This window comes from Herbidospora daliensis, from assembly GCF_001570585.1.
Taxonomy (GTDB): Bacteria; Actinomycetota; Actinomycetes; order Streptosporangiales; family Streptosporangiaceae; genus Herbidospora; species Herbidospora daliensis.
In genome coordinates this window covers 638,392-662,442 of record NZ_BBXF01000002.1, presented here as the reverse complement: position 1 = coordinate 662,442, position 24,051 = coordinate 638,392, and the positions used below count along the sequence as shown (strand labels likewise).

Here is a 24,051-nt window from a genome sequence, read left to right as displayed (position 1 = left end):
GTGATCACTCAATGTGATAGTAATCTCACGCCGAGCAATCACCAGGTCACTAGTGGGGAGTGGTCATGCTGGGGTTCATCGTCGCCGTGGGGTCGGCGATCGCCGTGGTGGCACTGTCGGCGTTCCTGTTCCGGCGCTTCGGCGCCGGAAGTGAAGACTCCGACCCGGGCGGCCCGTCCGTCGGTCACGCCGGGTCGATGTTGTCGGCGCTGTTCCTGCTGGTCTTCGCCATCGCGATCGTGGTGCCGTGGACGACCGCCGACTCGGCCCGCCAGAACACCTACACCGAGAGCCAGTCGGCCGTGGAGGCCTACTGGGCCGCCAACGAGCTGCCCGGCCCGTCCGCCATCCAGATCCAGGCCGGTCTGCGCGACTACGTCGGCTTCGTGGTCGACCAGGAGTGGCCGCTGATGGCCGACGGCCAGCTCAGCACCGAGGGCACCACCCGCCTGAACACGCTGCGCGCCCAGGTGTCCGGTCTGATCGTCGACGGCGAAGACCAGGAGGACGCCAAGGCGGCCGTCATGGACCAGATCTCCCAGCTGAGCTCGTCGAGGCGGCAGCGCGCCGCCGACGCCGGGGCGACGCCCCCGACGATCCTGCTGGTGCTGACCGTGGTGACCGGCCTGATCGTGCTGGTCTTCCCGTTCCTGGCCGGGGCCCGGCCGAAGGGGATGGCGCTGCTGCCGATGCTGGCCATGGCGGCGCTGCTGGGGGTCGGCATCTACATGGCGTTCGACATCGTCCACGTGTTCGACGGCGGGCTGGCCGTGAAGCCCGACGCGTTCACCAGCGCGCTGGCCGAATTCGGCCGCATATCGGGGTTGAGCTGATGAACAGCCGCATCACCGCCGCCGCACTGGGCTTCCTGATGTTGTCGACCCTGACGGTGGCCTCGGCCCCGGCGGCGACGGCCGACGACATCCTCGGGGTGGGCCTCGACGTGGGTCCGGGCGTGGGCGTGTGCGTCCAGGTCGGAGTGGTCATCGACGTGGAGCTGGGGGTCGGCGTCCTCCAGCAGCCGCCGTGCGGCCAGCAGCCGCCACCACCGCCGCCACCGCCTCCACCACCGCCTCCTGCTGAGGAGGAGCCGCCGCCTCCGCCACCGCCGGCCGAGGAGGAACCACCGCCGCCCCCGCCGGAGGAACCGGAGGTGGAGCAACCGCCGCCACCGCCGCCGGCCGAGGAACCGCCACCGCCGCCTCCTCCGCCACCGCCGCCCCCACCCCCGCCGCCGCCTCCGGTGAAGGAGCCGACGCCGAGGGTGGAGCGCCCGGCCAGGGTCGTTCCGGTACGTCTGCCGAAACCGGCCCCGACCACGAAGAAGCCGTCTCCGCGTCCCAAGCCGACCCCGGCCGCCACGCCGGAGCCGCGCAAGCCGAGGGTCGCGGCCGTGGCCACCCCGCCGAAGCGGGAGAACCCGCTGAAGTCGGTGCTGTTCATGGTCGTGTTGTCGACCGTGATCGCGTCAGCCGCGGCGGTGGCCTTCACCCGCATCAGATAGCCGTCGCGGCCGAGCGCCGCGTGAGGCCCCGATCGCCAGCGTGACCAGCGCGGCGACCAGGAACGAGCCGAGCGCGGCGCTCATCCAGGGCGCGGGGGTGAACCCGAGGGCCTCCCGCGCCGACGTCCAGATGGCCGCCCACCACTCGATGTCGGGCAGCGCGCCGAGCATCCACCAGGTGGCGAACCCGAGCAGCCAGGGCACCGTCATCAGCCACCGCGAGGGCGCGTGGTCGGAGGTGTCCCATCCGCGCGACCCGCCGAGCAGGAAGTAGTCGACCACCAGCACGGCGAACATCGGCACGAACACCGCCCCGATGATCCCCAGGAACGCCGAGTACGTGTCCGCGCTCACGAAGATCGCCAGCAGCGTGACCAGCACCCCGATGACGACCGAGAGAATGCGCCGGTCGACCCTCGGCATCAGGTTCTGCAGCGACATCGTCACCGAGTAGACGTTCACGAACGACTGGTCGGTCTCCCGCAGCACCAGGATCCCGAAGAAGACCGCGCCGAGCGACGCGGTGACGAACGGGTCCCACACCTTGTTCGTGTCGTTCCCGACCAGCGCCAGCGCGGCGATCCCCAGCGCCAGGCACGACACCTGGGCGATCGTGTAACCGCCGACCACCCCGCCGAACGCCGCCCGCGAGCTCCGCGAGAACCGCGAGAAGTCGGCCGCCAGCGGCACCCACGACACGCTCAGCGCGATGACGTAATCGACGGCCGGCGTGAACGCCTCCCACGATCCGGCCCCCAGCGAGGGTCCTCGGGAGATCAGCTCGTACGCGAAGTAGACCATCGCCACGACGACGCCGACGGTGACGTACCGCCGCAGGATGCGCACCGCCCCCAGCGGCTTGATCGTGAGCGCCGTCGTGATCACCCCCGCGATGACCACCCACACCGCATACGGCACGGTGACGCCGAACTGCCCCGCGATGGCCTGCGCGCCCTGGGCGATGACCCAGAGCTCGAACGCCCCCCAGCCCAGCATCTGGATGATGTTCAGCACGCTCGGGAGATAGGAGAGCCGCGCCCCGAAAAGCCCTCTGAGCAGCATCATCGCCGGAGCCCCCGTCTGGGTGCCCGGGATGGCGGCCAGGCCGACCATGGCCGTACCGATGAGACTGCCCACCACGGCGGCCGTCAGGGCCGCGACGAAGCTCAGCGGACGGTCGCCGAGAGGATTGACGAGCGCGATCGCTCCTGAGAACCCGAGCAGTGACACTCCGAGGTTGGCCCACAGTGCACCCTGATCGAGCAGGCCGAGAGTCTTCGGCGGAGCCTCGTGAAGGGTGAGCGGGGCCTCGGAATCGACGACGGCTGTCATCACACACGCTCCCTACGCCGGCATTACCCGGACAGGTTCATGCGGTCGGCGACGCTGGTCGCCCTCTCAGCCCGGTTACGCCCGAGCTCCCGCGGTTCTTAGGTTGTCGCTAGCCGGGATCATCCCGGTTCGCTCCCACATGATGCATCATGCGCCGGGCTTCGACCACCCCCGGGGGCTCGATGTCACGGGGCCTCGTGGTCGGGTGCCTGGCCGGGGGCGCGGGAGCGGGCCAGTTCGGTGAGCTGGTCGGTGTCCAGGCCGTCGCAGGTGAGTTCCGTCGAGGCGATGGCGGCGCGGATGACGGGCTCGGCCTCCCCCGGTATGGCGACCGTCGCGGTCTGCATCGCGGCCCAGTCGCGCAGCGCGTCGACCGACGGCTGGGGCAGCTGCGGGGAGTACTGGACGATCACGGCGTTGTCCCCGACGATCAAGTGTTCCAGGCTGCCGCCGGTGGGCACGTCGGGGTCGCCCGCGGCGTAGAACGAACGGTCGGGGTGGCGCCACTGGGTGTCGCCGGGGGTCGCCAGAGACGTACGGGGGCCTGATTCGCAGGTGACCGCCCCCGGCGGAGAATCGGCCGGGGTCCCGCACGCGGCGCACCACATGAGCGCGGCCACGGCCGGGATGAGACGGCGGCGCATGAAGTTCAACTCCTGATGGATCGCCAGGCCGGTGGCCCGAGGTGTCTCGGGCCACCGGTGGTGAGACAGACGGGTCAGCCGACCCGCAGAACCGCCGAGCGCGAGACGATCTCGCCGGTCGGGTCGGTGGCGCGGACCCGGTACTCGGAGCCGTCCAGTTCCGGCGTCGCGGTCAGGGCGATCGCGAACGAGGTCTGGCCGGCGACGTCGGCCCAGTCGGCCGAACCCGGGGCCTTGACCTGCCACTGGTAGGCGACGTTCTGGCCCTCGGCGGGCGCCGCGAAGACCGCGTCGTCACCGGCGGCGTGGGTGGCGGACACGGGCTCCGACTGGAAGCGCAGGATGATCGCCTCGTCGGCGAGCACCTTCATCCACTCGGCCAGTTCCTTCGCACGCTCCCGGATCGGGGTGTTGTCGGCGCCGGGCAGGTTGGCCTTCACCTCGCGGCGGACGACCTTGGCCTGCTCCATGGCCTCGACGTAGTCCTTGACCAGGTAGGCGTTGTACGAAGCGTCGATCGCGCCGTTCAGCGTGGCGGCCAGAGCGGTGTCGACCGATCCGTCGGTCACGCCGGCGGCGACCAGCGCGCGCATCTCGACGTGGGTGACGCAGTTGCCGGAGGTGGCGCCGGCGGCCCACTTGATGCCTTCCAGGATGTTCTTCTGGAAGATCGGGTCGGCGGTGTTCTTCCAGTTGTGCATGAGCGCCTGGGTGAACGAACGCCCGCCGTCGTAGTTGGCGCACCACGAGATCGGGTGGTCGGCGCCCTCGACGCGGCCGGCGCTGTTGCCGATGCCCGACACGTAGGTCGACTCGGTCAGCGTCTGCAGGACGTGCACCTTCTCGCGGGGGAGGAAGCCCCGCCAGTTGTACAGCTCGTCCATGACCGGCATCTTCTTCTCGAAGTGACGGGTGGACGGGTGGGTGTCGTCCTCGGTGACCAGTTCGCCGATGACGCAGCCGCCACAGGTGTTCTGGATGCCGCCGGCGTTGGAACCGTGGTTGTCGAACTCGCCGCCGACCAGGTTCTTGTACCAGTCCCAGTTGTGCATGGAGTCGGTCGCGCCGTGGATGGCGACGAAGCCGCCGCCGTTGCGGATGTAGGTCTGCAGCGCGGCCTGCTCGTCGACCGTGGCGCCGGGGGTGGTCGTCGAGGGGCGGTTGGTGACGAACACGTCGTTGCCGACGCTGGAGACGCCGATCAGGGCGTCGTACTGCGACAGGCGCTCGGCGCTCTCGAACGGGTTGCCCGCGACCGACACCTCGGGGCTGAGGTAGTCGTACACGTCGACGTCGAACGAGTTGGCGCGGCCGAGGTCCTGGATCATCGCCATCGTGGCCGGGATGTGCTCGTGCCGGAAGGCGCCCGGACGGTTGCCGAACAGCAGGACCTTGAACTTGGGCCGGTTGTTGCGCACGGCCTCGCCCGGAGCGCGGAACGGGTAACGTTCCATGCCCTGGCCGGCGCTGACCGCGACGCCGGTGACGACGTCGGGGTGGTCGACGCCCTGCAGCTCCTCGACGAGCCAGGCGGCGTCCTTGACCAGCGAGTCCCGCATGTAGCCGGCGGGGGTCACCTTCGCGGCCAGCGCGCCGAACTTGACCAGAGACGCCTCGGCGGAGCCGGCCTCGGCCTCGGTCAGCAGCGCCAGCAGGCGGTTGCCGTTGGCGGCGGAGACCTTGCCGGCCGTGACGTAGCGCTGGACCAGCGCGCGCAGGTCGGCGATCGAGGTGGTGATCTCGAAGGTCAGGGTGTACTTGGCGGCGTTGCCGGCGGAGTCGCCGACGTTGACCGCCCAGGTGTGCTGGCCCACGGAGAGGGTGGCCAGGTCGAGCGGCATCGGGTAGGTCCAGACGCCGTCGATCCACATGTCCCGGACCGCCGCGCCGCCCGCACCGGGGGTGGGGTCGGTACGGGTCGGGGTGATGGCCGCGGGCAGCGCGCTGTGCGCGACCTTGCCGTTGGGGATGCCGGGCCAGGCGGCCACCGGCACCTTGGTGTCGATGCGCACGGTGATCGACCGCGAGGCCGAGGCGTTGCCGGCCGCGTCGACGGCGACGTAACTCACGCTGCCGTTGCGGTCTCCGCTGATCACGTGCTGGGCGGTGCCCCGGTTGCCGTTCCGGACGGCGGGCACCTCGACGGTGACGCCCGCGACGGTCACCCGGAACAGGTTGACGGCGTCGTCGTCGGTCGCCGAGAGGTTCAGCGTGACGTCGTTGCCGGTGAACCAGCCGCCGGGGCCGGTGCTGGTTGAGGTCACATATGCGTTGTTGGCCACGCCGTTGTAGTTCGGGACGGGGTGGACCGGGGAGAGCGTGGCGACGTCGAGGACGGGCGGGGCTCCGGTCTCGGCGGCGAGGGCTACGCCGGGGGTGCCGAGCAGCAAGGCGGGCACTGCCAGCAGGGCAGTGGCTAACGATCGGGTGGGACGGGGGCGAGAGGACGGCATGTCGCTCCTCTTTTTCGGGTCGTACAGGAACTCCATCGCGTCTGAGTGCCGACCCAATGCCTAACGCGATGAATGTCGAGAGTGTGAACTTCGTCCCACACATTTGTCAACGATCTTACGGACTTCTGATTTTCATCGACGAAACTTTTCACCTAAAAGTTTCGCCCGTACGTGGCGCCCGCCGCCAGACGCGATCAACACCGACCGCGGATGACGACTGTCACCCATAGGCTCATATCGATGAAGATTTCCGTGATCGCGGCACTGATCCTGGTCTTCGCGGTGGCGTCGGTTCCCCGGCCGGACGAACGGGCCCAGATCCTCGCTTCGGCGTACGCGCTGATCGGGCAGTACCCCTACTCGTGGGGCGGCGGTCACGCCGGGAGCGCCGGGCCGTCGCCGGGCACCTGCCGGGGTTACCGGGGCGACATCAAGCCGTGCCCGGCCGAGCGCACCACCGGCCTCGACTGCTCCGGGCTCGCCCGCTGGGTCTACGAGATCGCCTACGACCACGACGTGCTGGGCCCCGGCACGACCGACGACCACCTGCGCAGGCTGCGCGAGGCGCCCGTTCCGGCCCCCGGCGACCTGGTCTTCTTCGGCACGGCCAAGCGCACCCACCACGTCGGCGTCTACATCGGCGACGGCAAGATGATCAACGCGTACAAGACCGGGACCGTCGTCAGGATCGACCCGGTGAACGCGCTCGACGACCTGCTCGGTTACTACCGGATGTGAACCCTATCCCCGCGGCCATTAACAGCCCGATCTTCGCTATTTACTCTCGGTAATCGTCGTCTCACTGAGAGGAAGCCTCGTGGATCACTACAGCCGCAAGATGCACAAGTTCTTCACCCTGCTCGACGCCGACGGCGACGACGTCCTGACCCTCGCCGACTTCACCGCGGCGGCCAACCGGGCCGCGACGGCCTTCGGCTGGAGCCCGGCCTCCGACGAGAGCATCGCCATCCGGCAGAGCTACACCGCCCTGTGGCAGGAGGTCTACGCGCCGATGGACCTCGACGGCGACGCCGGCCTCGACTTCCACGAATACCTGACCGCCCACCGCAAGACGATCCTCGGCCTGCCCGACGGCTACCAAAGAGTGCAGCCGGTGGCGCAGGCGTTCCTCCAGCTCGCCGACACCGACGGAGACGGCGTGCTCACCCGCGCCGAATACGTCACCACCATGAACAGCGCCTTCGGCCTCCCCGAGGAGGACGGCGAACACGCCTTCGACCAGCTCGACGCCGCGAACGCGGGCGCGTTGTCCTTCGGGGAGGTGCACCGCGCGGTCGAGGGCTACTTCTGCAGCGAAGACCCGGCGGCCTACGGCTCGGCGCTGCTCGGGCGGATCTGACGTGGGCGGGGCGCGCGACCACCTCCAGAGCCGGCTCGACGCCTTCCACCGAGACCGGGTGACCGCGACGTGGGCGGGCCGCCGGGCGCTGCAAGGGCGCGCGCCCGGCCCGTCCTCGATCGTGCTGACCCGCAACGACTACCTCGACCTCAGCGGCCATCCCCGGCTGCTCGACGCCATGGCCCGGTCGATCGGCCGCGAGACCGCGCCGTTGCAGGCCGCGCCTTTCCTCCGCGACGACCACCCGCAGACCCTGCTCGAAGGCGCGTTCGCCCGCCATCTCAAGGCCGCCGCCGGGGTGCTCTGCCAGTCGGGCTGGATGGCCAACGCGGGCCTGATCCAGGTGATCGCCGGGCCCGGCGTGCCGGTCTACCTCGACCAGCGGGCCCACGCCTCGTTGCGGACCGGGGTCCAGCTCGCGGGCGCCCCCATGAAGATCTTCCGGCACAACGACCCGGTCCACCTGGCGGCCAGACTCGAACGCCACGGCCCCGGCGTCGTGGTCGTCGACTCGGTCTACAGCTCCCACGGCTCCCGCTGCCCGCTGGCGCGGTTCGTCGAGGTGGCCGAGCGCTACGACTCGCTGCTGGTCGTCGACGAGTCCCACTCGGTGGGCACCCACGGAGCGCGGGGCGAGGGCCTGGTGGCCGCCGAGGGCCTGGAGGGCCGGGTGGCGTTCCGCACGGTCAGCCTGTCGAAGGCGATCCCCGGCCGGGCCGGGCTGGTCGTCTGCGACGATCCCGAATTCGTCGACTACTTCAAGTACGAAGCCGGCCCCGCCGTCTTCAGCAGCGCCCTGCTGCCCCACGACACCGCGCTGCTGGCCGCCGCCCTCGACCTGGTCGCCCAGGAGGAGGGCCGGCGCACCCGGCTGCGGGAGCTGACGGCCTGGTTGCGGCCCGAACTGGCCGAACTCGGCTACGACCTGGGCGGGGGCACCGAGCAGATCATCGCCCTGGAGGTCGGCCGGGAAGCCGACGTGATGCTCCTGCGCGACCTGCTCGAACGCCACGACGTGTTCGGCGCGGTGTTCGTGCCGCCCGCGACCTCGGTCACCCGCACCCTGCTGCGCCTGTCACTGCACGCCGGCCTCACCGACGCCCACGCCGAACAGATCATCCGCGCCTGCGCGGCAGTACGGAATGAGGCGGGCATGGCCGGCTGGTTGTCCAGCCGGAAGCGCGAAAGTCAGGCCACGTAGGGCGGCTGGCCGCTCTCGCTCTGCATCGGCAGCCCCGAGGCCGCCCACGACTGCATGCCGCCGCCGACGTTGACCGCTTCCCAGCCCACGTGGTTGAGCCAGGTCGCCGCCTGGGCCGACCGGCCGCCGACCCGGCAGATCACGTAAACGGGCTGGCCCTGCGGCACCTCGCCGACCCGGTTCTGCAGCTGGCCGAGCGGGATGTGGGTCGCCGAGGGGGCGTGGCCGGCCCGCCACTCGTCGAGTTCACGCACGTCAAGCAGGTAAGCGCCGTCAGGCACACCGGTCGGTTGCACGTCCCGCAGAGTCATGCGCCCCAGTGTAGGGACAGCTGCTCCCTACTTGAGCAGTTTGCTCATCCGCCGGTCGGCCAGCGGTTTCCCGCCCGTCTGGCAGGTCGGGCAGTACTGCAACGAGGAGTCGGCGAACGACACCTCGCGCACCGTGTCGCCGCACACCTCGCACTTCTCGCCGGTACGCCCGTGCACCCGAAGCCCCGACTTCTTCTCGGCCTTCAGGTCCTTGGCGGCGATGCCCCGGGCCCGCTCGATCGCCTCTTTCAGGGTGACGACGATGGCGTCGTACAGGGAGGAGATCTGTTCGGGCGTCAGGGTCGAGGCGACCTTGAACGGAGACATCTTCGCCGCGTGGAGCACCTCGTCGGAGTAGGCGTTCCCGATGCCGGCGATGATCTTCTGGTCGCGCAGCAGGCCCTTGATCTGGGTGCGCTTGCCCTCGACGATCGAGGTCAGCGTCTCGACGGTGAACGAGGGCGTCAGCGGATCGGGGCCGAGGGCTGCGATGCCCGGCACGTCGCCGGGCGCGGTCGCGACATATACGGCCAGCCGTTTCTGGGTGCCCGCCTCGGTCAGCTCGAAGCCGGGGGCGACGCCGAGCGGATCGGGGGCGAACCGCACCCGGAGGGCGAGCGGGCCCTTCCCCGGCCTGACCGGCTTGGCGCCCGAGAGGTCGTCGCGCCAGCGAAGCCAGCCGCCGCGGGCGAGGTGGAAGATGAGGTGGATCCCGTCGCAGTCGAGATCGAGGAACTTCCCGTGGCGGGCGACCGTCGTCACGGTAAGACCGCCCAATGCGGAGATCTGGGGCGAAACGGTCTTCAGCGCCGAGAAGGCCACCACGTCGACGGCCTGCACGACCTGACCGACCGCACGTTCCCGCAGGTACTCGGCCAGCGACTCCACCTCGGGCAATTCAGGCATACTTCAGACTACGTAGGGACGGGCACATGACCAGCATCATCGCCGAAGACGTGCTGCTTCTCGGTTACGACGAGAAGACGGGCCAGCCCACGATCGGCTCCACCGAACTGAACGCGGGCCTCGCCGGCGCGCTGTTGGCCGAGCTGTCGATCAAGGGCCGGCTCAGCCTGGCCGACAAGAAGGTCGTCGTCACCGACGCGACCCCCGTCGGCGACGAGGAACTCGACGCCGCGCTGGCCCGGATCGCCGCCGAGGCCAAGGTGCGCAAGCCCGAGTGGTGGATCGACAAGCTGCAGGGCGCCAAGCTGCGCGAGCGGCTGCTCGTCCGGCTCGTCGAGGGCGGGGTGCTCTCGGAGGAGCGCGGCAAGATCCTCGGCCTGTTCAAGACCGTCAAGTACCCCGAGCTCGACGGCAGCGTCGAGAGGGCCGTACGCATGCGGGTCGAGAGCGTGCTGAACGGCGCCGAGCCCGATGAGCGGACCGCCGTGCTCATCGGGATCATGCACGCCACCAAAGCGCTGAAGAAGCAGTTCCCCGGCTCCGACGAGGCCCGGGTGAAGGAGATCACCGAGGGCGACTGGGCCGGGGAGGGCGTCCGCGACGCCATCAAGGCCGTGGAGGCGGCCGTGCTGATGGTGATCGCCACGGTCGTCATCGTCACCGCCGTGAGCTAGCCCTTCTCGAGCGCGCTCTTCGGCACCGGCTTGTCGGCTTCCAGCGCCTCGAACAGCTGGTTCGCCCGGGTCGTGTCCCACTTGACGACCGACTGCCCGTCGATGGTGGGCAGCGAGCCGATCGGCACCGCGGTGGTGACCGGGTTGTTCTTCATGGCCAGGCCCAGCGAGAGCAGGTTGAACGGGCCGGTGTTCGGGTCGACCGCGACCGACTCGGCGGCGCTGTTGGCCAGCGGGACGGCCGTGAACGGGTTGATCAGGGTGCCGGGGCTGGCGGCCTTCTTGACCACGGCGGAGAAGAACTCGCGCTGGCGCTGGGTGCGGTCGAAGTCGGGGATGGCGCCGGTCTTGCGGGTGCGGACGTAGCCGAGGGCGGTGCCGCCGTCCATGACCTGACAGCCCTTCTTGATGTTCAGGGCCGCCTTCGGGTCTTTGATCGCCTGCTTGGGGCAGATCTCGACGCCGCCGACCGCGTCGACGATGCCGACGAAGCCGCCGAAGCCGATCTCCATGTAGTGGTCGATCCGGATGCCGGTGACCTGCTCGACCGTCTGCGTCAGCAGCTTGGGGCCGCCGAAGGCGTAGGCCGCGTTCAGCTTGCCGTTGCCGTTGCCCGGGATCGGCACGTAGGAGTCGCGCGGGAGGCTGACCAGCGTGGGCCGGCCGTCGCCGTCGGGGATGTGCAGCAGCATCATCGTGTCGGTGCGCCGCCCGACCGCCGACCCGGTGCGCAGCTTCTTCTTCTCGGCCGCGCTCAGCCCGGCCCGGCTGTCGGAGCCGACCAGCAACCAGTCTTGCCCGGGGGTCTCGGCCGGCCGCCCGTCGTACTCGGTGAAGGCGTCGACGTTGTTCATCTTCCCCTGGACGCTGAAGAACACCGCCACGACGCCGATGAGCACCAGCGAGAGGAAGACCGCCACGCCGATCGCGATGTTGCGGCCGATCCGGCGCGGCTTGCGCGGGCCCTTCTCCGCCCTTGGCTCGTTCCCGCCGTCGAACATCCTGACCGGTGAGTCGCCCTTCCGGGGCTTGCCGTAGACCTTGGAACGGCCTTTGGGCTCGGGTCCCTTGACTTCCGGCTCGCGTACCGGGTAGGCCGGAGGCTCCAGCGGCCGCCGCACCATTCGCGTCGGCTCGTTGTCCTCAACCACGTTCCTCTACCCCCCGCTTGCCGACATCTGACTCTGCCTTGACGGTACGCCGATCCGACCCCCCGGGGCGGGCCCGTTATCAAGGTTTTCCTATGGAAAAGTACACAGATCCGATCCGGGAAACATCATCGGCAGCTCGCCCGTTACGGTTGAAGCACCCCTAGTTGAAAGGACCGTCGTGTCCGTTTCGGACCCCTGGAGTACCGGCCCGTGCCTTGGCACGGGTCCACGTGAGGCGATGAGATGACCATCGCCCTCGGCCTCCTCGCCGTCCTGCTCCTCACCTTGGCGACCGGCTTCTTCGTCGCCCAGGAGTTCGCTTACGTCGCCGCCGACCGCGCGCTGCTGCGCCAGCAGGCCGACACCAACCCCGCCGCCCGCCGGGCCCTCGACGTCACCGGCCGGCTCTCCTTCATGTTGTCGGGCGCCCAGCTCGGCATCACCGTCACCACCCTGCTGGTCGGCTTCCTCGCGGAACCGGCCATTTCGGTCTCCTTCCGCGGCCCGCTCGAAGACCTCGGGCTGCCGCCGGGGGCCGTGCCCGGGGTGAGTGTCGCGATCGGCGTCGCCATCGCCACGATCATCCAGATGATCCTCGGCGAGCTGGCGCCCAAGAACCTGGGCATCGCCAGGCCCGAGCCGGTCGCCATGTGGTTGTCCAGGCCGACCCTGCTCTACTTGAAGATCTTCGGGCCGCTGATCCGGTTCTTCGACGGCTCCGCCACCCGGCTGGTCCGGCTGTTCGGCATCGAGCCCGTCGAGGAACTCGAGCACGGCGCCACGCCCGAGGAACTGCACCGCATCGTCGACGACTCCCGGGAGGCCGGCGACCTGCCGCCCCGGCTGGCCGACCTGCTGGAGCGCGCCCTCGACTTCGGCGACCGCGCCGCGGAGGACGTCATGGTCCCCCGCCCCCGTGTGGTCTCGCTGCACGCCGACGCGCCGGTGTCGTCCCTGGTCGACGCCGTACGCGACCACGGCCACTCCCGCTACCCGGTGCTCGGCAGCGACACCGACGACGTCGTGGGCGTCGTCGGCCTGCTCGACTACCTGGGCCACGAGGGCGAGGCCACCATCGCCGGGATCATGCGCACCCCGCTGCTGGTCCCGGCCACCCTGCCCGTGCCGGTCCTGCTCTCCCGCATGTCCGGCGGCACCTTCGCCTGCGTCATCGACGAGTACGGCGGCCTCGCGGGCGTCGTCACCATCGAAGACCTGGCCGAGGAGCTCGTCGGCGAACTGGTCGACGAGAACGACCCCGAGCCCCTCGGCGTCACCGTCAACCCCGACGGCTCCTGGGACGTGCCCGGCACGCTGCGCATCGACGAGGTCGAGCGCGCGACCGGCGTCACCCTCCCCGAAGACGACGGCTACGAGACCGTCGGCGGCCTCGTGCTGGCCGAGCTGGGCCGCATGGCCGAGCCCGGCGACGCGGTGACCGTCGCGACCGTCGAGGAGCACGACCTGCTCGACGACGACGAGGAGCCGCGCCACGCGCTGCTGACCGTGCTCGACGTCCACCGGCGGGTGCCCCAGATGATCCGTCTCGCCTTCGCGGCCCCGGCCGCCGAGGCGGCCGTCGAGGAGCCCGCCCACGAGAGCACCGGGCCGCAGGACTACGCGCCCGAGCTCTTCTCGGCCCTGTTCCAGGGGAGGCCGGTGTGAGCTCCACGATGGCGCTCCTGCTCGGCGTCGTGCTGCTGGCGCTGAACGGGTTCTTCGTGGCCGCGGAGTTCGCGGTCATCTCGGCCCGCCGTCACCGCCTCGAAGAGTCGGCCACCGGTCCGTTCGCCCGAATCGCCGCACGGGCCGCACTGCGCGGCAGCCGCCAGCTCTCGCTGATGCTGGCCGGCGCCCAGCTCGGCATCACGCTCTGCTCGCTGGGCCTGGGCATGGTGACCGAACCCGCGCTGCACCACCTGCTCGAACCGGTCCTGTCCGGCCTGCCCGAGAGCGTGGGCACCGCGCTCTCGTACGTGCTCGCCCTCGGGATCGTCACCTTCCTGCACATGGTGGTCGGGGAGATGGCGCCCAAGTCGCTGGCCCTGACCCACCCCGAGCCGGCCGCCCTGGCCCTGGCGCTGCCGTTCCGCGGCTTCGTCTGGGTCGTCCGCCCGCTGCTGGCCGGCCTGAACGGGCTGACCAACGGCCTGCTGCGGCTGTGCGGCGTCCGCCCCCGCGACGAGCTCGCCACCGCCCGCACGCCGCACCAGCTGGCCGTGCTGGTGGCCGAGTCGGGCCGGATGGGCATGCTCGACCGCGACGAGCACGACCTGCTCACCCGGGCCCTGCGGGTGCAGAACCAGTCGGTCGAACGCCTCATGACGCCGCTCGCCGACGCGGTCACGATCGCCGCCGACGCCCCGGCCGACCGGGTCCACAAGACGGCGGTGGCGGCCAACCGGCTGCGCATGCTGGTGACCTCACCCGAGGGCGTCAGAGGCGTGCTGCACGTCCGCGACAGCCTGGTCCATCCCGAGATGACTCCCGGGGAGCTGGCGACACCCGTACCGACCCTGAAGGTCTCGACCCCCATCCCCGACGCGGTGACCGCGCTCCAGGAGGCGCGCGCCCAGCTGGGCCTGGTGGTCGACGAACGCGGGGAGGTCGTCGGCGAGATCAGCGTGACGTCACTGATCGGCGAACTTCTCACGATGTAGAAGGCCGCGCCTCCGGCGCGGCGGGCTCGGGCGCTTTCAGCCCCCGCCCTCGCTTCACCCGTCTAATCTCACGGGTCGCTCCTGTAACAGGGAGCGGCCCGCATTTCGGGACATTCGGTCTCGCATGACGAGACTTCGGGCAAACTTTTTTCATCAGAAGACCGGTGCAAGCGGTTTGAAAGCCGCGCTTCGGAGAATATGGATCAACGCCGTTCAGACTACGGAGGATCCGCCGTGCCAGCAGGGACGTTATGCCCCACAACGAAAAAACCCCGCAGGTGGAAGGTGATCCTTCCGACCAGCGAGGTCGATTCTCTGTGGGCAAGGGGGGAGTTGAACCCCCACGTCCTTTCGGACACACGGACCTGAACCGTGCGCGTCTGCCATTCCGCCACTTGCCCCTTACGGGTGCGCCTCTTTTCGGCTGCCTGGAAAGGTTAGCACGGATCCGCCAGTGCCACTGAACCCGGATACGATCCGTGTAGACGATGGAGGAAGGGAGGTACCCGGTGGGAGTCCTTCAGCGCTTCGAGCGCAGGCTCGAAGGTTTGGTTGAGGGGGCCTTCGCACGTGCGTTCAAGTCCGACCTTCAGCCCGTAGAGGTCGCCAGCGCGGTGCAGAGGGAGATGGACGACCGTGCCGCGATCGTCGCTCAGGGCAGAACGCTCGTGCCCAACGACTTCGTGGTGGAGCTGTCCACGACCGACAACGAGCGTCTCGAGGTCTATGCCGACAGCATCAGCCACGAGCTCGCCAACCTCGCTCGGGAATACGCCAAGGAGCAGGGCTACTCGTTCGTCGGACCCGTCCGGGTGCGCTTCGAGATCGCCGAAGACCTAGCGGTCGGGCTGTTCCGGATCAGGTCCGGGGTCATCCGCGGCGCGACGGTCGAGCAAGACGAGATCAGACAGCCGGTCAGCGACGTGCCCGCCGCTCGCAAGAGCAGCGCGTTCGGCGGCCGGCCCCGCCTGCTGGTGTCCACCCAGGACGACCCGCAGGGCCAGCGGTCCTACGAGCTGACCACACCGGTCACTCTGCTGGGCCGGGGGACCGATTGTGATCTACGGCTGGTGGATCCGGGCGTATCGCGGCATCATGCCGAGCTACGGGTCGAGGGTCAGCAGGTCGTTCTGGTTGATCTCGGTTCCACGAACGGCACCTTCGTCAACGGGCAGCCGGTCCGCAGGATCGAGATGCAAGACGGGACGAGGGTGACACTGGGGCGCACGACCCTGGTGTTCAGACGCGATTAAAGGTAGACAAACGGTCCATGTCCGAGCTCGCGCTGCTGCTGATCAGGCTCGCCTTCCTGGCGGTGCTCTGGTTCTTCGTCATTGCCGCGGTCGGCGTGATCCGGACAGACTTGTTCGGTCCGCGAACGGCTCCTTCCGCGAATCCCAGGAAGCTGCCCACGAAACCGGCGAAGAATATTCCTGCCAAGCCCAAGAGGGGGGAGCCACGTCAGATGGTCGTCACAGGTGGCCCCCTGCAAGGGACCATCATCAACCTCACCGAACAGCCGATCACGATAGGCCGGGCCACTGACTCGACGCTCGTCCTGAGCGACGACTACGCGTCCAGCCGCCATGCCCAGCTCTTCCCCCAGGACGGCCAGTGGATCGTGGAAGACCTCGGCTCGACCAACGGAACCTATCTCGACCGTTCCAAAGTGACCCGCCCGACGCCGGTGCCTCTCGGGACTCCGATCCGCATCGGCAAGACCGTCATCGAATTGCGCAAATGACAACAGCACTCCGATACGCCGCCCGCTCGGACGTCGGCCTCCTCCGTGAAGGAAACGAGGACTCGGCGTACGCCAGCGGCCGCCTGCTCGCCGTCGCCGACGGCATGGGCGGGCACGCTCACGGTGAGGTGGCCTCCTCGGTCGCCATCGCCGCACTGTCGTCCCTTGACCGGGACGCCTACGGGAGTGACCTGGTCGGCACGATCGAGGCCGCGGTCCGCGACGCCAACCACCAGCTCCACATGATGGTGGCCCGCGATCCCAGCCTCAAGGGCATGGGGACCACGCTCACCGCCATGTTGTGGAACGGCACCAGGTTCGCGCTCGTCCACGTGGGCGACTCGCGGGCCTACCTGCTGCGCAACGGTGAGCTCTACCAGATCACCCACGACCACACGCTCGTGCAGTCGCTGGTGGACGACGGCCGCATCACCCAGGAAGAGGCCGCCAACCACCCGCAACGCTCGATCCTCCTGCGCGCCCTCGACGGCAGCGGCGAGGTCGACCCCGACCTGCAGGACCGGGAAGCCCAGATCGGCGACCGCTACCTGCTGTGCTCGGACGGCCTGTCCACCGTCGTCAGCGCCGAGACACTCCATCACACGCTCTCCACCATCGACGATCCCGACGACGTGGTACGCCAGCTCATCGACCTGGCCAATCGCGGCGGCGGACCTGACAACATCACCTGTGTGGTGGCCGACGTCATCGAGACCGACGACGTGCAGCCGCTCAGCCACGCGGCGGCGGTGGTCGGGGCGGCCGGTTCCGGACGCGTCCGTTCGGCGCCGCCCGACAACCCGGCGGGCCGGGCCACGACGGTGACCGCGCCCCAGCCGGTCATCGTCGACCTCGACCTCGACGACAGACCCGCGCCGGAGGCCCTCGCGGTCTCCGGCCGCCGGGCCGCCCGCAAGCGGCGCACCTGGCCGGTCGTCACGACGTTACTGGTCGTCGTCGTCGGAGTCCTCGGAGCCGGGGGCTACTTCGGCTACCAGTGGACGCAGAACCAGTTCTACGTCGGCGCCGACAAGGGCCGCCTGGTGGTGTTCCAGGGGGTCGACGCCGACCTGGGCTTCATCTCGTTCAAGCACGTCGTCCACACCTCCGACCTGTCGGTCTCGGCTCTCCCACAGGTGGAACAGGACAAGGTGCAGAGCGGGATCATGGTCAACGACGTCGACGCCGGCAAGGCCAAGATCGCCGCGCTCACCGGCGGCACCGAGAGCCCCACGCCCGACGCGTCCCCCAGCCCCACCGAGAGCTCCGCCGACCAGCCGGCCGACAGCTCGGAAACGCCGTCGTGACCACCGCACCCGTAGCGGAGGCCCCGGCCGTCCCGATGACCGCGAAGCGGCGGGGCGCTCAGCTCGCCATGCTCGCCTTCGCGATCGTCGTCGTGATGGGCGCCTACGCGAGCGTCGGCCTCGGCCTCGACGGTCAGATCCCCTCGGGCACCTTCACCTACGGCCTCGGCCTGGCCGCGCTGATGTTCGCCGCCTACGGCGTGCTGGCGAAATGGGCCCCCTGGGCAGATCCCCTGCTGCTCCCCCTGGTGACGCTGGTCAACGGCCTCGGCCTGGTGATCATCTACCGGATCGAGCAGACCGGTCAGGGCGGCGCCTCGGCCACCAACCAGCTCATGTGGACCGCGCTCGGCGTGGTGATGTTCTCCGCGACCCTGATCGTGTTGAAGGACCACCGGGCCTTGCAGCGCCTCACCTACACGATGGGCTTCATCGGCCTCGGGCTGCTGATCATGCCGCTGCTGCCGTTCGTCGGCCGCGAGATCAACGGCGCCCGCATCTGGATCGGCGTCGGCCCGTTCACCATCCAGCCGGCCGAGTTCTCCAAGCTGGCGCTGGTCATCTTCTTCGCCGGCTACCTCGTGGCCAAGCGCGACGTGCTGGCGCTGGCCGGGCGGCGGCTGCTCTTCATCGACCTGCCCCGCGCCCGCGACCTCGGGCCCGTCCTGGCCACGTGGGGGCTCAGCCTCGGCGTGCTGATCCTGCAGAAGGACCTGGGCAGCTCGCTGCTGGTGTTCGGCACGTTCATCGTGATGCTCTACGTCGCCACCCAGCGCACCTCCTGGGTGCTCATCGGCATCCTGCTGTTCATCGGCGGCGCCGTGCTGGCGGGGCAGCTGTTCGACCACGTACAGGCGCGGTTCGAGGTCTGGCTCCACCCCGAGCTGCCCGAGTACTACGACCGTGAGCTGGGCGGCAGTTACCAGCTCATGCAGGGCCTGTTCGCGTTCGGCTCCGGCGGCATCCTGGGCACCGGGCTCGGCGAGGGCTTCCCCGACCTGATCCCGCTGTCGTTCTCCGACTTCATCATGGCCGTCGTCGGCGAGGAGCTCGGCCTGACCGGGCTGATGGCGCTGCTGATGGTGTACGCCCTCATCGTCCAGCGCGGCCTGCGCACCGCCCTGGCCGCTCGCGACCCGTTCTCGAAGCTGCTGGCGGGCGGGTTGTCGTTCATCCTCGCCTGGCAGGTCTTCATCATCGTCGGCGGCGTGACCAGGCTGATCCCGCTCACGGGACTCGTCACCCCGTTCATGTCGGCGGGCGGTTCGGCCCTGCTGGCTAACTGGATCCTTATCGCCCTGCTGGTACGCATGTCGGACGCGGCACGACGCCCGCCGCCCCAGGCAATCCAGAACGAAGGACTCACTCAGGTGTTCACGCGATGAACGGCACCCTCAAACGCGCGGCGGTCGCCTGCATCGTCATGTTCGGCCTGCTCATGATCAACGTGAACTACCTGGGCGCCGTCAAGGCCGGCGACTACAGCACCGACAACCGCAACCAACGATCGTTCTACGCCCGCTACGCGATCGACCGAGGCTGGATCACCGCCGACGACGGCAAGACCACCCTGGCCAAGACCGTCGACACCGGCGACAAGACGTTCCGCTACGAGCGCGAATACCCCAACGGACGCATGTACGCCCACGTCCTGGGCTTCTTCGCACCCGAGAGTGCGCGCGGGATCGAACTGAACGAGAACAAGCTCCTCAACGGCAGCGACCCCGACCTGGTCGTCGGCCGCCTGATCGACTTCGTCAGCAAGAAGCCGCCGAAGGGCGCCAGCGTCGACCTGACGCTCATTCCGGCCGCCCAGAAAGTCGCCTACGACAAACTGCGGGCGAGCGGCAAGCGCGGCGCGGTGGTCGCGCTCAATCCGAAGAACGGCGCCATCCAGGTGATGGTCTCGCTGCCCACCTACGACCCCAACGAGCTGGCGATCCCCGACCGCGGCGACGTGGCGAAGGCCTACAACAAGCTGGCCAAAGACGACACCGACCCGCTGCTCAACCGGGTGACCGAGAAGACCTACCCCCCGGGCTCGACCTTCAAGGTCGTCACCGCGGCGGCCTTCCTCGAGGCCGACCGCAGCCGCGACCCCGAGACGACGGTCCCGGCGCCGCAGGTGCTCGACCTGCCCGACACCACGGCGGGCCTGCCCAACTACGGCGGCGCGGCCTGCGGCAGCGGCGAGGTGACGCTGCGGTTCGCGCTGGAGCGCTCGTGCAACACCCCATTCGGCCAGATGGGCATGGACCTCGGGTGGGAGAAGATGCGCGAGGAGTCGGCCAAGTTCGGCATCGGCGAGCCGATCCAGTTCGACCTGCCGACCGCCGACACCACGATCGGGCCCGAAGAGGAGACGGCGGCGCTCGCGCAGCTCTCCATCGGCCAGCGCAACAACCAGCAGACCCCGCTCCAGATGGCCCAGATCGCCTCGGCGATCGCCAACAGCGGCGTGCTGATGAAGCCGACCCTGATCAACAAGATCACCGACCCGGGCGGCAGCGTCATCGAGGAGCTGAAGGGCGAACAGCTCACCGAGGCGCTGAGCGGCGAGGTCGCCGACGAGCTCAAGCAGATGATGGTCTCGGTCATCACCAACGGCACCGGCACCGGCGCCCAGATCCCGGGCGTGACGGTGGCCGGCAAGACCGGCACCGCCGAGGCGGGCGACGCTCCCGCCCCGCACGCGTGGTTCATCGGCTTCGCTCCGGCCGAAGACCCGCAGACGGCCATCTGCGTCTTCATCGAGGCCGGCAGCGCCGGCAACGACGCCACCGGCGGTGGCACGGCGGCGCCGCTGGCGCGTGACGTCATGCAGGCGGTGCTCGAAGCGAAATGAGCCATGGCCTGCTCGGCAACCGATACCGTCTGACCTCCCGGATCGCCATCGGCGGAATGGGTGAGGTCTGGCGCGCGACCGACGACCTCCTCCACCGGGAGGTCGCGGTCAAGCTGCTGCGCGCCCACGTGGCCGCCGATCCGGCGTTCCGCGACCGGTTCCGGACCGAGGCCCGCATCACCGCCGGGCTGGCCGACCCGGGCATCGCCCAGGTCTTCGACTACGGCGAGGCCAACGACCTCGCCTATCTGGTGATGGAGCTGGTGCCGGGAGAGCCGCTGTCGGCGATCCTGGCCCGCAACGGGAAGCTCAGCGCCGAGGTCACCCTCGACGTCGTCTCGCAGTCGTCACGCGGGCTCCACGCCGCCCACCAGGCGGGCGTCATCCACCGCGACGTCAAGCCGGGGAACCTGCTGGTCACCCGCACCGGGCTGATCAAGATCACCGACTTCGGCATCGCGCGGGCCCTCGAGTCGGCCTCGGTCACGGCGACGGGAACGGTCCTCGGCACCGCCCAGTACGTCAGCCCCGAGCAGGCGTCGGGCCATCAGCTGACCCCCTCGACCGACCTCTACTCGCTGGGCGTGGTGGCCTACGAGTGCCTGACCGGCCGGCCGCCGTTCCTGGCCGAGACCCAGGTGGCCGTGGCGCTGCTCCACCTCAACGAGCAGCCGCCGCCGCTGCCCGCCGACGTGCCCGAGGGCGTACGGGCGCTGGTGATGGCCCTGCTGTCGAAGGACCCCGCACGGCGTCCCGGCAGCGCGCGTGAGCTGGGCGACCGGGCGATGGTGCTGCGCGACTCGCTGGCCGGGCCGCAGGAGGCGGCGCTGAGCACCCTGACCGGGCCGAGCGTCGTCATCACCAACCGGGTGGGCGCCCCGCCGTCGGGCGGGCCGCTGTCGACCAAGCCGCTGCCCCAGAACGGGCGTCGCACGACCGCCCTCGTCGTCGCCGCCGTCGGTGCGGCCGCGGCGGCCGGGTTCGGGGCGATTCAATTCATACCGACTTCGAACGAGCCGGAGACGGTGACCGGGAGGTCACCCGAAGACGGTGGTGAGGTGACGTTCTCCCCGGTCGACCAGCCGAGGCGGGCCACCCTGACACCCCTCGTCCCGGCCACGCGCCGGCCGCCCTCGGCGCCGTCGGCCCGGCCTATTTCCACGCCGTCGGCTACCGTTGTCAAGACGGCGATCCCGAGCAGGAGCCCCGCGCCGTCGCCGACGACCACGACGACTCCCACCCCGACCCCGACGCCGAGCGAGACTCCGACGCCCAGTGAGACTCCAACAATGCCCTCACCTTCCCCAAGCGCCACGACCCTCCCGAACGAGGAGACGCCATGACGTATGGGGTCGATGATGGACAACGGCGGCACCCCACGATGAACGGCAAGGGACTGTGCAGGAAATGACTCAGCCACGGCTACTCGGCGGTCGATACGAACTCGACGGCGTCGTCGGGCGTGGCGGCATGGCCGAGGTCTATCGCGCCCGGGACATCCGGCTCGACCGTATCGTCGCGATCAAGACCCTCCGCTCCGACCTGGCCCGTGACCACACGTTCCAGGCTCGATTCCGGCGCGAGGCACAGTCGGCGGCGTCACTGAACCACCCGTCGATCATCGCGGTGTACGACACCGGCGAGGACATGATGGACGGCACCCCGGTGCCCTACATCGTGATGGAGTACGTCGACGGGCGGACCATCCGCGACGTGCTGCGCCAGGACCGCCGGCTGATGCCCGAGCGCGCGGCCGAGCTGATCGACGGCATCCTGCGGGCGCTCGACTACAGCCACCGTGGCGGCATCGTCCACCGCGACATCAAGCCGGCCAACGTCATGCTGACCCGCAACGGCGAGGTCAAGGTGATGGACTTCGGCATCGCCCGCGCGATGGCCGACTCGGCCGCCACCATGACCCAGACCGCCCAGGTCATCGGCACCGCCCAGTACCTCTCGCCCGAGCAGGCGCGCGGTGAGCGCGTCGACGCCCGCAGCGACATCTACTCGACCGGCTGCGTGCTCTACGAGCTGCTGACCGGCCAGCCCCCGTTCACCGGCGACTCCCCCGTGGCGATCGCCTACCAGCACGTCCGCGAAGACCCGATCCCGCCGTCGCGGATCGACCCGGAGATCCCCCGTTGGTGCGACGCCATCGTCCTCAAGGCGATGGCCAAAGACCCGGTGCAGCGCTACCAGAGCGCGGCCGAGATGCGGGCCGACCTCCAGCGCGCCGTGCAGGGCATGCCGATGGACCCGCAGACGATGGCCCTGGCCACCAACTACGGCCAGATCGCCGGCGCCGACCGCACCCGCACCATGACGAGCGCCCAGGGCGCCGTCCCGGCGCAGGGCACCCGGCACATCCCCGCCTACGAATACGGCGACGAGGAGCGCACCAGCCGCAGCGACCGGCACCGGCAGAAGAGCAGCGCCGGGGCGACCGCCGCGAAGACGGCCGCGTGGATCCTCATCCCGCTGCTGATCATCGGCGCGTTCGTCTGGGTCGGCCTCACCTTCCTGGCGCCCACCGACTCGGGCGACAAGGTCGAGACCATCCCGGTCCCCATCGTGGAAGACCAGCCGAGGGCCGAGGCCGAGGCGGCGCTGACCAAGGAGGGCTTCAAGGTCTCGGTCGAGGAGGAGTTCAGCGAGGACTACCGCAAGGGCCGCGCGATCCGCACCGACCCGGCGGCCGGCGAGGACATCCAGAAGGGCACCGAGGTCAAGCTCTTCGTCTCCAAGGGCGTCGAGACCATCGCAGTCCCCAACGTCGTGGGCAAGACCCGCGAGGAGGCCTCGGCCGAGCTCCAGGCGGCCGGGCTGAAGTTCACGGTCGAGTTCAAGGGCTCCTCGGGCAAGCAGGGCACGGTCATCGCGTCCGACCCCGCCGCGGGTGAAGAGGTCAACAAGGGCAGCCGGGTCAAGCTGACGCTGCCGACCGAGCTGATCGAGGTCCCGACCGTCACCACGCTCACGGTCGACGACGCGCGCCAGACGCTCGAAGAGGCGGGCTTCAACGTCAACATCTCGGAGCAGCCGAGCGACGTGGTCCCGCGGGGCATCGTGATCGACCAGACCCCCGCAGGCGGGTCGAAGCAGCAGCCGAAGCGGACGATCACGCTGGTCGTCTCCAGCGGCCCGTCGACCGAGCAGCCGCAGTTCCCGCCGAGCGAAGACCCGGGCGGCGACTTCCCGAGCGAAGACCCGCCCGGCGGCGGCACCGAAGACCCGACCGACCCGAACAACCCCGGTGACGGCGTCGACGTCGACACGGGCGGCAACGGCGGGACCGGCGAGTTCGGCCAGTAGGAAAGCAGAAAGGGTTTCCGCCACTCGGGGGCAATGGCGGAAACCCTCACTGTGACTTCGGTTACAGCCCCCGCCGCGTTACAGGTTTCTGAGCCAATTTCCGAGCAATTGTGAGCCATGCTCGGACAGGACCGACTCTGGGTGGAATTGCACCCCTTCCAGGGGCGCCGACCTGTGCCGCAGTCCCATGACCACCCCGTCCGGGGTGGTCGCGGTGACGGCCAGCTCCCCGGGCACGGTCTCCGGCACGACCGCCAGCGAGTGGTAGCGGGTCATGGTGACCGGGCTCGGCAGCCCCTCGAAGACCCCGTGGCCGTCGTGGGCGATCGGGCTGGTGCGCCCGTGGAGGAGTTCGGGGGCCTGCTTCACCTCGCCACCGTAGGCCACGGCCAGGGCCTGATGGCCCAGGCAGACGCCCAGATAGGGCACCCGCCGGGCGGCACACCAGTGGACCAGCGGCACGCTGACCCCGGCGTCTTCGGGAGCCCCGGGGCCCGGTGAGACCAGCACCCCGTCGAACCCGCCGGCGTCGCCGACGTCTACGTCGTCGCGGGGCCGGACGTCGCAGTCGGCGCCGAGGACCCGCAGGTACTGCACGATGGTGTGCACGAAACTGTCATGGTTGTCGACGACCAGAATGCGCACCT

At 69.7% G+C, this 24,051-nt stretch carries 22 protein-coding genes, 1 tRNA gene and 1 riboswitch; of the genes, 15 read left to right on the top strand and 8 right to left on the bottom strand.

The annotated features are described in order from the left end of the window. Nucleotides 1-65: 65 nt before the first annotated feature. Together AW274_RS09430 and AW274_RS42600 are read left to right on the top strand one after the other, a co-directional pair. A complete protein-coding gene (locus AW274_RS09430; protein WP_062431838.1) occupies nt 66-833 on the top strand; it encodes a bestrophin-like domain in 768 nt (255 codons plus the stop codon). After that, nucleotides 833-1,504 (top strand): hypothetical protein, encoded by a 672-nt coding sequence (locus AW274_RS42600; protein ID WP_198169108.1) that lies wholly within the window; start codon nt 833-835, stop codon nt 1,502-1,504. The genes AW274_RS09430 and AW274_RS42600 overlap by 1 nt, the downstream gene beginning before the upstream one ends. Here the strand turns inward: AW274_RS42600 and AW274_RS09420 are convergent. From AW274_RS09420 to AW274_RS09410, 3 genes are all read right to left on the bottom strand, one after another. After that, nucleotides 1,469-2,836 carry a purine-cytosine permease family protein gene (locus tag AW274_RS09420; protein WP_062430664.1) on the bottom strand — a complete coding sequence of 456 codons (1,368 nt, stop codon included), beginning with the start codon at nt 2,834-2,836 and terminating at the stop codon, nt 1,469-1,471. The genes AW274_RS42600 and AW274_RS09420 overlap by 36 nt on opposite strands. Continuing rightward, nucleotides 2,828-2,939: riboswitch (TPP riboswitch) on the bottom strand. Its footprint overlaps the gene before it by 9 nt. An 82-nt stretch (nt 2,940-3,021) precedes the next feature. Continuing rightward, nucleotides 3,022-3,480, bottom strand: a complete 459-nt coding sequence (locus AW274_RS09415; protein ID WP_157519946.1) for a hypothetical protein — start codon at nt 3,478-3,480, stop codon at nt 3,022-3,024. Nucleotides 3,481-3,554: 74 nt separating this feature from the next. Next, nucleotides 3,555-5,879, bottom strand: coding sequence for a ThuA domain-containing protein (locus AW274_RS09410; protein ID WP_062430662.1), 2,325 nt, complete (start codon nt 5,877-5,879; stop codon nt 3,555-3,557). Between the two features lie 294 nt (nt 5,880-6,173). Here AW274_RS09410 and AW274_RS09405 point away from each other — a divergent pair, with 294 nt between their 5' ends. The 3 genes from AW274_RS09405 to cqsA all read left to right on the top strand — a co-directional run bounded on the left by AW274_RS09405 (nt 6,174) and on the right by cqsA (nt 8,494). After that, a complete protein-coding gene (locus tag AW274_RS09405; protein ID WP_157519944.1) occupies nt 6,174-6,671 on the top strand; it encodes a C40 family peptidase in 498 nt (165 codons plus the stop codon). 79 nt (nt 6,672-6,750) lie between these two features. After that, on the top strand, nt 6,751-7,293 hold the full coding sequence (locus AW274_RS09400) for an EF-hand domain-containing protein (protein WP_062430660.1): 543 nt from the start codon (nt 6,751-6,753) through the stop codon (nt 7,291-7,293). A gap of 1 nt (nt 7,294) precedes the next feature. Further along, complete coding sequence (gene cqsA, locus AW274_RS09395; protein WP_062430659.1) at nt 7,295-8,494, top strand: alpha-hydroxyketone-type quorum-sensing autoinducer synthase; 1,200 nt, start codon at nt 7,295-7,297, stop codon at nt 8,492-8,494. On the opposite strand, the gene AW274_RS09390 is transcribed toward cqsA, so the two are convergent. Continuing rightward, nucleotides 8,482-8,805 carry a rhodanese-like domain-containing protein gene (locus tag AW274_RS09390; RefSeq protein ID WP_062341775.1) on the bottom strand — a complete coding sequence of 108 codons (324 nt, stop codon included), beginning with the start codon at nt 8,803-8,805 and terminating at the stop codon, nt 8,482-8,484. The genes cqsA and AW274_RS09390 overlap by 13 nt on opposite strands. A gap of 27 nt (nt 8,806-8,832) precedes the next feature. Next, on the bottom strand, nt 8,833-9,711 hold the full coding sequence (locus AW274_RS09385) for an Fpg/Nei family DNA glycosylase (RefSeq protein WP_062430658.1): 879 nt from the start codon (nt 9,709-9,711) through the stop codon (nt 8,833-8,835). Nucleotides 9,712-9,737: 26 nt separating this feature from the next. Here AW274_RS09385 and AW274_RS09380 point away from each other — a divergent pair, with 26 nt between their 5' ends. Further along, the gene (locus AW274_RS09380) at nt 9,738-10,385 is read left to right on the top strand and encodes a GOLPH3/VPS74 family protein (protein WP_062430657.1); all 648 of its coding nucleotides are present in this window, start codon (nt 9,738-9,740) and stop codon (nt 10,383-10,385) included. Here the strand turns inward: AW274_RS09380 and AW274_RS09375 are convergent. Beyond that, entirely contained in the window at nt 10,382-11,536 is a 1,155-nt protein-coding gene (locus tag AW274_RS09375) for an LCP family protein (RefSeq protein ID WP_232320050.1), read from the bottom strand. The genes AW274_RS09380 and AW274_RS09375 overlap by 4 nt on opposite strands. A 243-nt stretch (nt 11,537-11,779) precedes the next feature. Between AW274_RS09375 and AW274_RS09370 the strand changes: the two genes are divergently transcribed. Together AW274_RS09370 and AW274_RS09365 are read left to right on the top strand one after the other, a co-directional pair. Continuing rightward, complete coding sequence (locus AW274_RS09370) at nt 11,780-13,201, top strand: hemolysin family protein (RefSeq protein ID WP_063813195.1); 1,422 nt, start codon at nt 11,780-11,782, stop codon at nt 13,199-13,201. Next, entirely contained in the window at nt 13,198-14,196 is a 999-nt protein-coding gene (locus tag AW274_RS09365) for a hemolysin family protein (protein WP_062430656.1), read from the top strand. The genes AW274_RS09370 and AW274_RS09365 overlap by 4 nt, the downstream gene beginning before the upstream one ends. 318 nt (nt 14,197-14,514) lie before the next feature. Here the strand turns inward: AW274_RS09365 and AW274_RS09360 are convergent. Continuing rightward, nucleotides 14,515-14,597 (bottom strand) — tRNA-Leu (locus tag AW274_RS09360). A 108-nt stretch (nt 14,598-14,705) separates the two neighbouring features. On the opposite strand from AW274_RS09360, the gene AW274_RS09355 reads away from it, so the two are divergent. The 7 genes from AW274_RS09355 to pknB all read left to right on the top strand — a co-directional run bounded on the left by AW274_RS09355 (nt 14,706) and on the right by pknB (nt 23,404). Further along, nucleotides 14,706-15,449: an FHA domain-containing protein gene (locus AW274_RS09355; protein WP_030455206.1), complete on the top strand. Its 744-nt coding sequence runs from the start codon at nt 14,706-14,708 to the stop codon at nt 15,447-15,449. Between the two features lie 17 nt (nt 15,450-15,466). Continuing rightward, nucleotides 15,467-15,940, top strand: coding sequence for an FHA domain-containing protein FhaB/FipA (locus tag AW274_RS09350; RefSeq protein ID WP_030455205.1), 474 nt, complete (start codon nt 15,467-15,469; stop codon nt 15,938-15,940). Continuing rightward, nucleotides 15,937-17,247 carry a Stp1/IreP family PP2C-type Ser/Thr phosphatase gene (locus AW274_RS09345; protein ID WP_062430655.1) on the top strand — a complete coding sequence of 437 codons (1,311 nt, stop codon included), beginning with the start codon at nt 15,937-15,939 and terminating at the stop codon, nt 17,245-17,247. Before AW274_RS09350 ends, AW274_RS09345 begins: the two co-directional genes overlap by 4 nt. A 35-nt stretch (nt 17,248-17,282) precedes the next feature. Continuing rightward, entirely contained in the window at nt 17,283-18,632 is a 1,350-nt protein-coding gene (locus AW274_RS09340; RefSeq protein ID WP_062430654.1) for an FtsW/RodA/SpoVE family cell cycle protein, read from the top strand. Continuing rightward, a complete protein-coding gene (locus tag AW274_RS09335; RefSeq protein ID WP_062430653.1) occupies nt 18,629-20,092 on the top strand; it encodes a peptidoglycan D,D-transpeptidase FtsI family protein in 1,464 nt (487 codons plus the stop codon). The genes AW274_RS09340 and AW274_RS09335 overlap by 4 nt, the downstream gene beginning before the upstream one ends. Next, nucleotides 20,089-21,435, top strand: coding sequence for a serine/threonine-protein kinase (locus AW274_RS09330; RefSeq protein ID WP_062430652.1), 1,347 nt, complete (start codon nt 20,089-20,091; stop codon nt 21,433-21,435). Before AW274_RS09335 ends, AW274_RS09330 begins: the two co-directional genes overlap by 4 nt. 64 nt (nt 21,436-21,499) lie before the next feature. After that, entirely contained in the window at nt 21,500-23,404 is a 1,905-nt protein-coding gene (gene pknB, locus AW274_RS09325; RefSeq protein ID WP_062430651.1) for a Stk1 family PASTA domain-containing Ser/Thr kinase, read from the top strand. 78 nt (nt 23,405-23,482) lie between these two features. Here the strand turns inward: pknB and AW274_RS09320 are convergent, their stop codons facing one another. Next, on the bottom strand, nt 23,483-24,049 hold the full coding sequence (locus AW274_RS09320; RefSeq protein ID WP_083973951.1) for an anthranilate synthase component II: 567 nt from the start codon (nt 24,047-24,049) through the stop codon (nt 23,483-23,485). Nucleotides 24,050-24,051 lie beyond the last annotated feature (2 nt).